This is a genomic window from Spartinivicinus marinus (assembly GCF_026309355.1).
Lineage (GTDB): Bacteria > Pseudomonadota > Gammaproteobacteria > Pseudomonadales > Zooshikellaceae > Spartinivicinus > Spartinivicinus marinus.
This window is the reverse complement of sequence record NZ_JAPJZK010000001.1, coordinates 5358545-5373240: the sequence shown is the minus strand read 5'-3', so window position 1 is coordinate 5373240 and position 14696 is coordinate 5358545. Positions and strand designations below refer to the sequence as shown.

At 41.2% G+C, this 14696-nt stretch carries 11 protein-coding genes; 3 read left to right on the top strand and 8 right to left on the bottom strand.

What is annotated here, in order from left to right; genetic code table 11:
• Window positions 1–80 precede the first annotated feature (80 nt).
• On the bottom strand, window positions 81–461 hold the full coding sequence (locus tag OQE68_RS24080) for a CopD family protein (RefSeq protein ID WP_266195808.1): 381 nt from the start codon (window positions 459–461) through the stop codon (window positions 81–83).
• A gap of 639 nt (window positions 462–1100) precedes the next feature.
• On the opposite strand from OQE68_RS24080, the gene OQE68_RS24075 reads away from it, so the two are divergent.
• Complete coding sequence (locus OQE68_RS24075) at window positions 1101–1991, top strand: jacalin family lectin (protein WP_180567848.1); 891 nt, start codon at window positions 1101–1103, stop codon at window positions 1989–1991.
• Between the two features lie 461 nt (window positions 1992–2452).
• Here OQE68_RS24075 and OQE68_RS31010 read toward each other — a convergent pair whose 3' ends face one another.
• The 6 genes from OQE68_RS31010 to OQE68_RS24050 form a co-directional block, all read right to left on the bottom strand.
• Window positions 2453–2944 (bottom strand): methyltransferase family protein, encoded by a 492-nt coding sequence (locus tag OQE68_RS31010; RefSeq protein WP_353620498.1) that lies wholly within the window; start codon window positions 2942–2944, stop codon window positions 2453–2455.
• Window positions 2945–3366: 422 nt separating this feature from the next.
• Window positions 3367–3693, bottom strand: coding sequence for a hypothetical protein (locus OQE68_RS24070; protein WP_180567850.1), 327 nt, complete (start codon window positions 3691–3693; stop codon window positions 3367–3369).
• A gap of 403 nt (window positions 3694–4096) precedes the next feature.
• Window positions 4097–4285 (bottom strand): hypothetical protein, encoded by a 189-nt coding sequence (locus tag OQE68_RS24065; protein ID WP_180567851.1) that lies wholly within the window; start codon window positions 4283–4285, stop codon window positions 4097–4099.
• Between the two features lies 1 nt (window position 4286).
• On the bottom strand, window positions 4287–5099 hold the full coding sequence (locus OQE68_RS24060) for a substrate-binding periplasmic protein (protein WP_434801423.1): 813 nt from the start codon (window positions 5097–5099) through the stop codon (window positions 4287–4289).
• Between the two features lie 88 nt (window positions 5100–5187).
• Window positions 5188–9090 carry an ATP-dependent RNA helicase HrpA gene (gene hrpA / locus OQE68_RS24055; RefSeq protein ID WP_266195807.1) on the bottom strand — a complete coding sequence of 1301 codons (3903 nt, stop codon included), beginning with the start codon at window positions 9088–9090 and terminating at the stop codon, window positions 5188–5190.
• A 272-nt stretch (window positions 9091–9362) separates the two neighbouring features.
• Complete coding sequence (locus OQE68_RS24050; protein WP_180567853.1) at window positions 9363–11051, bottom strand: AMP-binding protein; 1689 nt, start codon at window positions 11049–11051, stop codon at window positions 9363–9365.
• Window positions 11052–11332: 281 nt separating this feature from the next.
• Between OQE68_RS24050 and OQE68_RS24045 the strand changes: the two genes are divergently transcribed.
• Both OQE68_RS24045 and OQE68_RS24040 read left to right on the top strand, forming a co-directional pair.
• On the top strand, window positions 11333–12334 hold the full coding sequence (locus OQE68_RS24045) for an alpha/beta hydrolase (RefSeq protein WP_180567854.1): 1002 nt from the start codon (window positions 11333–11335) through the stop codon (window positions 12332–12334).
• A gap of 213 nt (window positions 12335–12547) precedes the next feature.
• Entirely contained in the window at window positions 12548–12928 is a 381-nt protein-coding gene (locus tag OQE68_RS24040; protein WP_180567855.1) for a DUF5329 family protein, read from the top strand.
• Here OQE68_RS24040 and OQE68_RS24035 read toward each other — a convergent pair.
• A complete protein-coding gene (locus OQE68_RS24035) occupies window positions 12925–14610 on the bottom strand; it encodes a diguanylate cyclase domain-containing protein (RefSeq protein WP_180567856.1) in 1686 nt (561 codons plus the stop codon). The genes OQE68_RS24040 and OQE68_RS24035 overlap by 4 nt on opposite strands.
• Window positions 14611–14696 lie beyond the last annotated feature (86 nt).

The following is a 14696-nucleotide window of genomic DNA, read 5'->3' as shown; positions in this document are numbered from 1 at the left end:
TATCTATTTACACTATCTAATGCCTGCTGTACGCATGGTTTAGAAAAAGCTGGCTAGATAGCAACTCTTACCTGATCATTTCAATACAGCCATCCGGTTTTAAATGAAACACCCACAACAATAAATAAAATTGAAAATATTGTAACCGGAATAATATGCCATGCCATATCAACTAATGAATCACTATTGAGAGAAGGAATAACTCTAAACCTTGCATCTAATGCAAAACCTACTGTTAACCCCAGTAGGATTAGTTTTGCCAGAATGACCTTTGATACCGGATTAGATAAATCGAACCAAAGACTAAACCCTGGTACTAAATTGAATGCTAACCATATACCTGTTGCCACTTGGATTATTAAGGCAGGCATTCCTATTTTTTCATATACCGATTCAAAGTCCAATAGTTGCTCTGGCGATCGATTTTTCAATACTTTAGGTAACACAACGACTGCAAGCACTATGTGTCCACCCGTCCATATAGTTGCCGCAAGGATATGTAGTAGTAACACTATGCCATACAAATTAACATCCACCATTTATAAGCGCTAACTATTTATGATCGTCTTATGATCGTCATTCTAACGTATCTACTTATGCAGTATTTTGACTGAACCTTCATGATAGGTCCAATCCTTTTGATGTGTATGAAGCATTTCTGAATACTGGCTTTGTGAGTTAACTGGGACTGAGCTAATGCTACCAATAGGTGGTGTGACCTTAACCATCAAGGCATAGTTGCTTAAAACCTTCAACGGTTAATGTCTCCACCTTGGGGTGATTTCATGGCAACAATAAACTGCCGCTAATTGGAGGAAATCAGCGTACTTAAGCAGTTGAATGACTAAATAGGCGATATTAGGGGTATAAGTGTGTAAGTTATTTACTGTATCGCATCTTTGCCAAGGTGACATTGTTGGGTGCAAAAAATTCATAATCGCTGCACCAGTTTAAGTCTGCTTCATTACTATACTTTGATGTGCATTGATTCAGAGAATTGCTGTAGAGATTATCTCTCATAATCTTTTTTTTAAAACCATTGAAACGCCATTCCTAAAATTTAGTAATGGCGAGAATTTATAACAACTATGGAGAGTGTTATGTCTAATATTGTAACAAAACCCTTCGGTGGTAACGGCGGTAGTGAATTTACGAAACAAGCCGTTAGGGAGTTGGGCTTGCGTACCGGTTCACGTGTTGATCAAATTCGTATAAATGGCGTTGCACATGGTGGTAATGGGGGAAGTGACCAAGGCTCAATCACCTTAGGATTTGACGAATATATTAATAAATTACGCATACGTTCAGGGGCTGAGGTCGACTATGTGCAATTTTTTACCAACCTCGATCGTCAAATTGGTGGAGGCGGTGATGGTGGTGGCCCCAGTGAACTTGAAAATATTCGGGTGTTGTCCATTGGGGGTCGTTCAGGCTCTCGGGTCGATAAGCTGAATATCGAGTTGGTTGAGAATTATGTGCCATCAACGGTAGAAGCAAAAAATATCGGCTTTATTCTTAGTTACACCTCGCCTTTTCAAGAACTGTATGAGTACCAGGACAGTTACCAAAAAACTGTCGATAGTTATGAAAAGGTGACTGAGAGTATGCTCAGTCAAACGTATAGTGCTAGTATTGAAGGTGAGTATTACGTTAAAGTTTCAGCTTCCACGAAAATCGAATTGAAAAGCACCTCAATGGAAAGTATTAAAAAAGAGTTGCAAGAGGAGCTAAAATCAGGTTCGTATGGAAAAATCACCATTAAAGAAGGTTATGTAGGTGTGTTGTTGGTCAATGGTACCTTGATGAAATCTGGTGAAGGTGACCAGTTTTGGATGTATCCTACCTCTGAATTGTCCTATTCAGTCATAAAAATATCGGATTATAAAAATGTGTTAGGTCACTACGACCTTACTGGCGAGTTGTACACACAAATGCCGGGCTTGCTAGATTATAAAGAAATCAAGAACGGTTATACTTATTATAGACGTTAACCTTTAATTAATCTTTAATAGCCCAGACATTTTGTCTAAAAATTAAGCCCGTATTTTGATCATTTTAAGGGTATGGGCTTTTTGTCTCCTCTTGGCAGCTGCATGATCTAAAATATGGTGTCGTAAGGTACACACAATATATGGAAAGAAGCCTAATAGATAATCTTTGTTTATCCTTTAGGTTGATCAGTTCATTCTCTTTCCTTGCAACGTATGGGAAAAGCTTTATAGCACAGTTGCAGAGATTAGTATTTACGTTTGGGTCGGAGTAAATGAGAAGCAAATACATAACTATTAGTTTTTTACTGATTTTTATATCTCAAGTAGTAGGTGCTGATTCCTTTATGTAAAAACAACAATAAAAGCAGAATTCCTAATACAGTTATTCTAAACAATGGTCAATTTTGGTTAAAAATGAATAAAGGAGTAACTCCTAACGCAATTACACTCAACCTCGGTTACTAGATATTAATATCATTTTTCACTTTTATTGGTAGCCATCTACTGGACTTTTGTATGTATACAAGATACGGTTTTCCTAGCCGTTCCATTAGGCTTTTTTCTTCATATTTAGCAATTTGGTTATAGAATAGAAATATAGGTAGGGTCAAGAAGAATGCAATTAATGATACTGTAGATAGTGAAAGACCTATGTATAAAACTATACACGAAAAATACATTGGGTGTCTCAGATACTTGAATACACCATCTGAAATGACATTATCTACATCTTTATTTTCTGGAAACGAAAGAATTGCAGCTCTAATTATCAACACTACCGATAAAATAGTCAATATAAAAATGATAATACGAAACCATACAGGAATATACTGTGAGTAGAACGTTGTATATTTAAGTACAAATGAGTCAGCTATCCAAACAGCTAAAAATATAGTTAAACATATAAACTGCCCCTTGTGATTAAAAGAGTGCTCGTCGAGAGGTTTATTCATCATGCTATCTGCTGAGTGCTCAAACTAAAGTTAAAAAAATATTTTTATAATTAAATGCTAGTAACTATCCATAGACCAATGTTACATGTACGTAACACACAAATTCAATATCAATATAACAACTTAGGTATAAATACTTACAAACAAATGGTTTACTTTGATGTTACATGTAATAAAGATAGCAGGTTCAACTATCAAGCACCCAGGACTCTCAAAGCTACTGAGCACTTTATCCCCCTTTGTCCATCTTCAACATACACTGATAATCTCTACTGACTGGCAGTGATCAGGGAATATATGACAGTTTGGTTGTAGTTTGAAGGCACTAGAGTACAAAAGTACTCTTTCAGCAAAAAACTAAGCACTCAGAACAAAATCAACTGGTCAAGCCAATAAAGATAGCGATATTAGTTTACTACCAGTTAAATACATCCCAATAGATCAAACTTATTAGTTCGTTTAAATACGGCTATTAATACTAATGTAGAAAGTCTGCCAAGCGCTTCATCTTCAAAGTCAACGTTAGGGAAGTGGTCAGCGACAACAGCATGAACACTCATTAACTGCTCTTGACTGCGGGGACCTTTGGATAGGGAATCAAAGACATCCATAAACAGCTGTTCAAAAATTGGCCCACCAAGTAGTGTAGACAGATGTTGTGCATGGCGTTCACATTCATCAGCTTTCATTAACTCTACAGCTGTGGTGAACTCGTCATCTGAAAGCTTTAATAAGTCTTGCGTCTTCATGTTTCTGCCCACACCTTGCAAAAGCCTGATTGTACCAGGCTTTAGAGGCACTTTGTAAACAGCAATGTGACAGAAATATAAGCAAGCCCATTGATGTGTAGCAAAAACTAAGTAAATTTGTGGCTAGCGCAACTGACTTAAAAAAAATAATGTCATAATTATAAAATTCTTAAAATATTTTGCGTAAATACTCATATATAACATTTTATAGATTAGCTCGCTTGCAGATGAATTTGGTTATTGAAGTTATTTGGAATTCCTGCCTCTTTTTCCAAAATTACAGCAACTATTCTGGGCTCAGAATACCATTGAGACTTAGGTGGGCCTATTCAATACCAACAATTCACATTTTTTCTAAACCAAGTCACATTATAACAGCTTGCTTGTTGATTATTTGTTCAATTTATAGCATCATGTAATCGTTATTGGGGTTTTCGGCGAGAGCCTTTCTTTGGCCGGAAGCCCTTTTAACCTTCACTACACAACCTTCCCTTACCAATAGCCGCTTTCTCAATAAATCAACTACTCCTAAATAGTCAATTGCCCCCTGCATTCTACCAAGTAGCTTTTCTAACTCCTCCCTAGTCAACATGTTATTGCTTAAACCCATACTGTTTTTGAATTTTATGATAAGTGCCATCAAGAAATAACTGTTTCATACCTCGGTTAAAATCTCTTAATTTCTTTTTATAATCAGGTGCTTTTTTTGAAATTCCAACTAATAAATCATTCACCTGAAGAGCCGGTTTTATAAAAATAATTTTTTGGCTAATCCCTTTATAAGCTGGCTCCAGTTTATTAAGCAAAATTTCAGCGGTTGGCCTGTTAGCAGCAACAAAATCTAGTCGTTTTACAAACAACATTTTTAAGCCATTTTCGGTATTTTTCTGAGTTACTTTATTTAAGTAATCAACCTCATCAAACTCATCAGCAATGGCACAGCCTCGGCAAACACCAATTTCATAAGGTTTTAATGCTTTAAGGTCACCGTTAAAAGCAAGATCCTTTCTTTCTTTCAGTTTAAATAACCCTGACTCAATTTGTGCAATAGGCACTGTATACTCATACCACTGCAGTCTTTCTTCTGTCCAAAACGCTAAAAACAAAGCGTCCGTTAAACCTTGTTTAGAATCTTCAAGTGCTCTGGCCCAGGATTCAATTCGCAGCGCTGCAGTATAACCTTGAGATTCAACAGCCGTTTTAGCTACAACCCACGCCCAACCCAAATCTTTCATATTTGAGCCAGCATATGGGGGCTGCTCTTCAGTAATAAAGGTAAATGTTTTTGCTCCGAACGCTGTCGTGGCGAATAGGCCTAGCCAACAGCTAAATATTATCAATAGAAGGTTGGTTGCTACCAAACAAGGATGCCAGAGACATGTTAAATTAATCAAGGCTAAATCCACCTTACCTCATCGATTCATCCTTATTGTATAGTTCATAAACCCAGCTATCTCAAAATATCCCTTCGCGAGTGATTGTAGGAACGGTGCGCTATGAACACACCAACTCCCAGTGTTTCCTTAACCGTTTGGCTGAAATGGGCACCTTGGTCTTTAATACTTGAGCAAACAGCGATACTCGGTACTCTTCTAACAACCAACGATACTCTTCTAACTCAGGGTTAATGATTTTCTGGCTAGACAGATCATCTGATTTTTGCAGGTACTGATCCCAAAGATTTTGTAACTCTTCAGTGCTGGCTCTATCTTTAGCCTGCTGCTGGCCTAGTTTATCCAGGCGGATCAGTATGGCTTGTAGATAGCGAGGATACTCCAACAGCCTGACAAGTGGTGTATCTTTGATAAAGCCTTTATACACTAGCTGTTGTAGTTGTGCCTTCACATCCGCTAATGAACGTGCCATTGATAATTGAATGGTGCCTTTTAAGCGGCGTTGAATTTGCTGATATAAATCTAAAACAGTGGTAACACAATCAGTAATTTGCTTAAAACACCCTTCCAACTCCTGCTTAACCTGTTGAACCCATTGCTCAAATGCCACAGCATCCCTTGGCCAGTTTTTACTGTCCTCTGGCAAACAGGCTTTAACTGCCGCATACTGTAACTCTGTTTGCAGCTCCTGTTTATTTAGTAAGTTCACTGCATACATGGCCAGTTGCCGCCAATCAGGTGTGCTTTTAGCAAAATAATTCAGTTGACCTGCTAGCCTTAATACTGCCAATCGAGTTAAACCTTGCTGAAACATATGGCTAGCCCAGCTGGCCGAACTAAACAAAGTTAAACCAACGGTTTTTCCTTCATCGATTAATGCAGGATAAGCTTTGATCACCACACTACCCCGCTGTTGCTCCAACAGCGGCGGTATTTCTGCAAAGTCCCACTCAATCAAGCCTGTTCGTTCAAAGTTGCTATCCGCCACTTGTTGTACACCAGATTCCAATTGGTCAGCAAAGCGTTGTTGCAATTCAATTAAATCACGCCCCTCTCCCAGCAACTTACCATCATCAGTCAGCACCTTAATATTCATTAAAAAATGGGGGTCAAGATTAGCAAGTTGCCAACTTTCTGCAGCTATACGGCTACCTGCCATGCGAAATAATCGTTCACCCAATAGTTGGGTTAACGGCTCATCACTTGGCGTCATCTGTTCCAGCGCCGCTTTGACATAGTCTGGTACCGGGACAAAATTCTTACGAACCGCTTTTGGCAAGGCTCTGACTAGTGCTACACACTTGTCGTATAGTAACCCTGGCACTAGCCACTCCAGTCGATACTTAGGCAACTGCCGTAACAGTGACACAGGCACTGCTATACTCACACCATCATCTTCTCTGGCGGGGTCAAATTGATAGCTGAGCGGCAAACTAATGCCTTGCCATTCAAACTGGTCAGGAAATGCTTCTTCTGTAATATGTGCAGCATCATGCTGCATTAAATATTCTTTAGTTAACCACAACAGTTGCGGATTATTCTTCTCGGCTTTTTGACGCCACTGCTCAAACTGTCGGCCACTATGCACCCAGAGAGGGATTCGCTCTCGATAAAACGCTGCCAGCACTTCTGGCTCCACTAAAATATCTCGTCGCCGCGCTTTAGCTTCCAACTCATCAACCGCTTCCAGCAATTGTAAATTATGCTGAAAAAACTGGCCTTTGGTGTGTAACTCACCTTCTACTAATGCACTTTGAATAAAAATTTCCCGTGCTGCATCTGGGTCAATTTTGCCAAAATCCACTTTCCGTTTTGGTACAATCACCAAACCAAACAAAGACACCTGCTCAAAACCAACCACTTGTTGGCGACGTTTTTCCCAATGGGGTTCAAAGTGTTGTATTTTGACTAAATGCTTAGCAAATGGCTCAACCCAGACAGGATCAATTTTGGCATTCATTCGCGCATAAAGCTTCGAGGTTTCTACTAATTCAGCCGTTATTAACCATTTTGGCTGTTTTTTAAAGAGTGCCGAGCCCGGGAAAATATGAAATTTTTTATTGCGTGCACCTAAATATTCACTTTGCTCGGTTTTATTACCTAAATGACTCAATAAACCAGCCAATAACGACTGATGAATAGAGGCATACGCCGCCGGTTCTTGATTAAATGGCAAATTGAGTTGCTTACAAGCTAACATTAATTGCCGGTGTAAATCTCGCCACTCCCGCATTCGCATAAAGGATAAAAAGCGCTTTTTACAGAGTTTTCTTAATTGACTTTGACTTAACTCCTGGCGCTGTTCTTCATAAAACTGCCATAAATTTAATACACTCATAAAGTCTGAATCATCATCTTTGAATTCATTATGAGCTTGATCAGCAGCCTGCTGTTTTTCGACAGGGCGCTCCCGTGGGTCTTGAACCCCCAACGCACTGACAACCACCAATACTTCATTTAAGGCTCGAATTTCTCCCGCAGCTAGTAACATTCGACCTAAGCGGGGATCAATTGGCAGCTGGCTAAGCTGATGACCGACCGGGGTTAGCTTATTTTGCTGAGTAACCGCCCCTAATTCATGGAGTAATCGAAAACCATCTTTAATAAAACGAGAGTCAGGCGGGTCAACAAAAGGAAAATCCGTAATTTCTCCCAGCCGCAGTTTCAGCATTTGTAAAATAACAGCGGCTAGGTTAGTCCGTAAAATTTCTGCATCGGTAAATTCAGGCCGCCCTAAAAAATCTTCTTCAGAATATAAGCGGAAACACACACCATCACTGACCCGCCCACAACGCCCTTTCCGCTGGTTAGCACTGGCTTGGGAAACAGCCTCAATTGGCAGCCGTTGCACTTTCGACCGATAGCTGTAACGGCTAATGCGGGCAAACCCCGGATCAATCACATACTTAATACCAGGTACGGTTAAAGACGTTTCCGCCACATTGGTGGCTAAAATAACCCGCCGGCCACGATGGGATTGGAAAATCCGTTGTTGTTCCGCAGCACTTAATCGTGCATATAAGGGCAATATTTCAGTGTCTCGAAACTGGCATTTACGTAAAAAATGGGCTGTCTCGCGGATTTCCCATTCACCACTTAAAAACACCAGCACATCATTACTGCCAACGTACTTCTCTTGCCGCTCTTGATGCTCAATTTCAGTTAAGACATTAGCAATGCCCTGCTGAATGCTAATATCCTGCTCTTTACTGGCCTCTTCGTCATCTTCATTTAGTTCGGTCAGCGGGCGATAATAGACTTCGACGGGATAAGTACGGCCAGAAACCTCAATGACAGGTGCATTATCAAAATGACGGGAAAACCGTTCAACATCAATGGTCGCCGAGGTAATAATCAGCTTTAAATCAGGTCGTTTGGGTAAGATATGCTTTAAGTAACCTAATAAAAAATCGATATTTAAGCTGCGTTCATGGGCTTCATCAATAATTAACGTGTCGTACTGATTTAAAAAACGATCCTGTTGTATTTCTGCCAGTAAAATACCATCGGTCATTAATTTAATTAAGGTGTTATCACTGACTTGATCAGTAAAACGCACCTGATAGCCCACCTGCTGGCCTAGTTCACTGTTAAGCTCTTCGCTAATCCGACTGGCCACTGAGCGCGCTGCCAAACGACGAGGCTGGGTATGACCAATAGTGCCGTATACTCCCCGCCCTAGTTCCAAACATATTTTCGGCAACTGCGTGGTTTTCCCTGAGCCTGTTTCACCCGCTATCACTACCACCTGATTCGCTTCAATTGCCTTGGCAATTTCTTCCCGCTTTTGGGCAATAGGCAAGGCATCATCGTACTCAGGCTTTGGCAGGCCCGCTTGTCGAGTGGCTACCTGTTGACAGGATACTGCTACTTTTTCGGCCAGTTGAGCCAGTTTGGCTGAGTCTTTGTGTTTGAATTGTTGTTGCAATGCCCGCCGCAATGGGAAGCGATCCTTCAGCATACAGCGGTTGATTTGTTTTTTTAATTCACCAATAGAGACCACACACTTCACCTTCAAACACAAAAGAGGCGTATTCTAAAAGGAAAGGGTAATACATGGCAAAAGACTTTGGAGCACAACCTAGCTTCCCTCTTCGGAGGGTGTTGAGAATAAATATGAAGTAACAGGGTATTCTTCCACCGCTCTACAAGGCTATCCATGGCCTTTAGCGCTTTAGCTGTTCCCGACAGCTACTCCAGAACACCCTATCACTCCATATTTTCCAGCTTTTGCGACAGCTTCTTTGTAAGAAGGAATTTGATTTGAAGTACTTTTTAACTCGCCTTTTTCAACTTCAATAATTCCTGATCTCGCAATTCACGGCGTAATATTTTCCCTACATTTGTCGTAGGTAATTCATCCCGAAACTCAAACACTCTTGGTACTTTATAGCCAGTGACTCGCTCTTTTAAATAATTAACCAATTCTTCCTGGGTTAAGTTGGGGTTTTTGCTAACCACAAACATTTTTATGGCTTCGCCGGTTTTTTCACTGGGCACACCAATCGCCGCACATTGCAACACATCGGGGTGAGTAGCTAATTCGTCCTCTAATTCATTGGGGTACACATTAAACCCTGAGACGACAATCATATCCTTTTTACGATCCACAATTTTGATATAACCCTGTTCATCGACAGTGGCAATATCACCGGTTTTTAACCAGCCATCTTCTGACAACACTTTGGCTGTTTCTTCCTCTCGATTCCAATAGCCCTTCATTACCTGTGGGCCACGCACGCACAGCTCCCCCGTTTCATGAAATGGAAGATCATTACCTTCATCATCACACAACTTAATCTCTGTTGAAGGAATCGGCATACCAATCGATCCTAGTTTGACATCAGGCAATGGATTGGTACTGACCACAGGTGATGTTTCAGTCATGCCATATCCTTCACACACTTTACAACCTGTTAGTTGCTCCCAACGATTAGCGGTATCTAACTGTAAAGCCATTCCGCCAGACAGTGTCAGCTTTAACGGTTTAAAGTTCAGTTGGCGAAACCGCTCATTATTCATCAAACCCACAAATAATGTGTTTAAACCAACAAATACGGTAAACGGCTGTTTTTCCAAGGTATCAATAAAACCAGGTAAGTCACGAGGGTTGGTAATTAATACATTGTGCAACCCTAAAAATAACCCCACCATACAGTGAAAGGTAAACGCATAAATATGGTAAAGCGGTAAAGGCGCTATGACAGTTTCTTTCCCTTCTTCCAAGATATGGCAAGTAATCGCCTTACACTGAAACATATTGGCTACAATATTACGGTGAGTCAGCATGGCTCCTTTAGCAACACCTGTCGTACCACCGGTGTATTGCAAAATAGCCACATCGTCAAAACTCGCTTGATGGGGCTGTAAGCTGTGATGTTTCCCTTTGCTTAACACGTCAAGAAACCCTACCGCCTGAGGAAGGTAATAGCTGGGCACCATTTTTTTAAGGTATTTGACCGCACAGTTCACCACAACTCGTTTTAACAAGGGCAGCATATCGCCTACCTGAGTCACGATAACATGCTTAATTTGAGTTTTGGGTACCACATCTTCCGCTAGGTGAGCCATATTGGCTAATACAACAAGTGCCTTCGCACCAGAATCATTAAACTGATGCTCCATTTCCCGCTCGGTATACAGCGGATTCGTATTCACTACAATCAACCCTGCACGCAACGCACCAAATGTAGCGATGGGAAACTGCAATATATTCGGCATTTGGATAGCAATGCGATCACCTGGCTTTAAATCTGTTTCATTTTGCAAGTAAGCTGCAAATTGGCTACTGAGCTGATCCAGCTGTCGATAGGTTAATACTTGTCCTAGATTAGAAAAGGCGGGTAAATCACCGAACTTCTTACAGGATGCTTCAAATACATCCAGAATGGAAGTGAACTCTCCCGTTGAAATTTCACGGGGAATCCCTGTTGGGTATTTGTCCTTCCAGAAGTCCACAGTCATTGAATAAGCTCCTAAAAAGTTTTACTAATTCAACAGTGGTTTAACTGCTGAACACTATTTTTGTTATTGCCAAGCTACCCAGTTGTTTTTAAGTGTAGTGGTTTGACAACCTCAAAACTGCCTCTGCTTGGCTTGTTTTTTACTCAGTAAAGGCTTAAGCTGAACCCAGTTTCAAACGAGCGTTTTTTTTAACATCTCAATTTAATGAAGTCCAACGAATTAGCTTAAAACCATAGCGTAAATTAACAAGTATTATCTTTTAAAACGCCAAGGCTTGCAGGATGACCCCCACTGTTGCACCGCTTATGGAAAACACAACCGATGTAAAACCCAAGCAACCAGCCAATAGTCACTGGTTACCAGTGACAGGCTGTCGTTTATATATCCGCTACTGGCAACCCAATTACCCTGCAAAAGGTATTGTTCATATTCTTCATGGGCTAGCGGAACACAGCGGCCGCTACCAACGGCTGGCAGAATGGCTCAACCAGCAACACTTTATTGTTATAGCCCATGACCAACGGGGGCATGGCAAAACGGGTCAGCAAACCCAACTCGGCCACTTCAGTGACCATAATGGCTGGGATTACCTCATCAGCGATGTACTCTCTGTTCAGGCCTGGGCCACTGACATGTTTGGCGAACTGCCTGTTACACTTATAGGGCATAGTATGGGCTCCTATCTTGCCCAAGACTTTTTATTAACCCATAGTCGGGCTATTCACGCCGTGATTTTATCTGGCTCTAATCATGACTTAGCCCTAAAATTTACTGCGAGTCGCTGGATTGCCCAACTTGAGCGTTGGCGTTTAGGAGCAAACACCCCTAGTCGTCTAATTGACCAACTGGTATTTGGTCGCTTCAACCGTCGTATTTCTCCGCATCATACAAACCATGACTGGCTCAGTCGAGATAGCCAACAAGTAGCTGCTTATGTCGCAGATCCATTGTGTGGCTTTATTAGTACACCACAACTGTGGGTCGATTTATTTCAAGCACTCCAACGCATTAACCAAGTGAGTAACCTAAAATCGATACGTTCAGACTTACCCATCTATGTGCTTGGAGGCCGAGATGACCCCATCAGTGCCGGCAAGCGCTTGAAATATCTAGCAAGTGCTTTACGAGCCGCCGGTATAAAGCAGGTCGCCGAAGCCATTTATGTGGGTGGCCGTCATGAAATGTTTAATGAAATTAACTACCAACAAGTGTATACCGATATGACGGACTGGTTAAACAGCACTTTTAATTCAACACCATGCAACTCTTTACATGTTGCATGAACTAACCTATTACCAGGGCATGTTTGCTTGCGTTAAAAGCTACCGCTAATAATTGTGCATAACCCTGGCCCAGGATCTTCATTGGCAACTAACGCCTTGAAAGTCTTGTCTTTATTAGCTCATAAGTGCAGTTTTTCTGGCCTTTTATAATATTTAGGCTGGTCTTAAGGATCAATTTTGCTAGAATTGCGCTGTTTTCTTAGGTTGCTTGGAATGGATAGTATGATTAATCGCTGGGTCTTATTGGTGGCGTCAATGTTTGTATTGGTTAGCCCAACCCAGGCATCGGAACAATTTGCCAACGAAGTACGTTATCTAAAACAACAAGTGAAGGATACTCACTGCCGTTTTTTGTATAACGGCAAACAATATCAACCAGCCGCTATGCTCGACTATATCGAACGCAAGCAAACGGTTTTTAAAGACGATATTAGCAATGCTGAAGAGTTTATTGTGTTAACTGCCAGCAGAAGCGCAAAAACAGGGCAGCCCTTAAAAATCCAATGCCCTGGTAAACCCGCTATGAAAACCAAAGGCTGGTTATTGGATAAACTACAAACGTATCGGTTAATGAGCCAATCAGTCGCTAATTAGTCATCAGCTGGCGTGTACTCAACTATCTGATTACGCCCTTGTTGCTTAGCCTGATAAAGTGCTTGATCAGCTTGATCAATTAAATCTGCTGGTTGTAATTCCCGGCTGGGGATACAAGCAGCAATCCCCATGCTTAGTGTCACATACCCCGTAGCAGATTTTGGATGAGCAATGACTAGAGCTTTTATTTGCTCTTGAATCTTATTAGCCACCAGGTGCGCATGAGCACTATCGGTGTTTGGCAGCAGTACAACAAACTCCTCACCACCATAGCGAGCCGTCAGATCCCCTGGACGCTGACAAGTGCTTTCAATTTCTTTTGCAATTTGTTTTAAACACTGATCACCCGCTAAATGACCAAGCATGTCATTGTAGTTTTTAAATAGATCAACATCTAACAAAATCAAAGCCAGCCTTTTTTCTTCACGCTGGCAGCGACTCCACTCTTGCGCTAATACCTGGTCAAAGGCGCGTCGATTAGCAATTTCAGTCAAACCATCTAATCGAGAAATACGTTCTAACTGGCTATTTGCCAGAAGCAGTTTTTCATTCGTTTCCGCTAAATCTCGTGTTTTATTTCTGACTCGTTCTTCAAGCAATTCATTTGCAGCAATTAACTTATCTGCCATTTGATTAAATGCTCTAGCTAATACTCCTAGTTCATCATTGGTAAAGCTATGAATACGTTGACTTAAATCCCCATTGGCAATCATGACAGCCACGTGGGTTAAGCTGTTAATGGGGCGAGTAATGCTGGTTGCCAGAAAAACCGCAAATAAAATGGTGACAAAAGCTGAAACTAATAAAGCAATTATCATGAAATGACGCTGCCTAGCCAAAGGAGCTAACGCTTCATCTTGATCAATTTTCAAGGTCATTCCCCAACCAGTTTTGGAAAATGTAGTGACATAAGCAAATACTTGATGCCCTTGATAGTCAGTTAATTCCAATAGTTCTGGGGCTTGACCGGCCGTTATCAACTTAAACGGATTAATCTTAAGCTGAAACGGCTGCAATTGATTGGCAAAACGCACAGGTAAAATAGACTCAACCTGTCCCTCTGCAGTTTGATAACTAATAATCGTCTCTTCAGACAGCCCTAGCCCTATCAAGCCAGTCACAATAGCCTGAATACTTTCCAAACCGGCTATCACCACCAACTGACCTAGCTCTTTATTTTCCAATACAAGAGGGCTAACAATGTGCAATTGCTTTTGATTTTGTGGGGTAACAACCACTCTTACCCACATTTGTGGCGTAGGCGTCGGCAAGTGTAAGTCAGTAAAGTCACTATCTAGTAGAGCAGGCTCTGTTGCAGCGAGTACGTCTCCCTGCAATGAAAGCACCATAATCCCTCTAAAATCTGGAATGGCTTTTTTTGCGTCAATTAAAATTTTAGTGACTTTAGCTAAGGCAGCAGGGTTTGGCACTTCCAAATGGTCACGTAAAGACAGTCTCAGCTGAGTTCGACTGGTAAGCAATGCCAGGCGCTCTTGATGCTGCTGAATAACCTGATTCAACCTGGCAGCCTGGATAGTGAGAGTGGTCGCCAGGTGATGTTTAATTGCTTGAGTGAGTGCCTGCTGGCTATTGATATAATACAAAGATCCACTAATCAACAGCAGCACAACGGTTACCACTAAAATGGTAGTTGCTATTTTTTGTCTAAGACCCAAATTCAAGCGCAATACCCAGTACTATAATTCTAGAGGGCTGATAGCAGGCTTATTAGCGATGCCCTTTTAGAGGATAGCTTGAAAAAACTGCA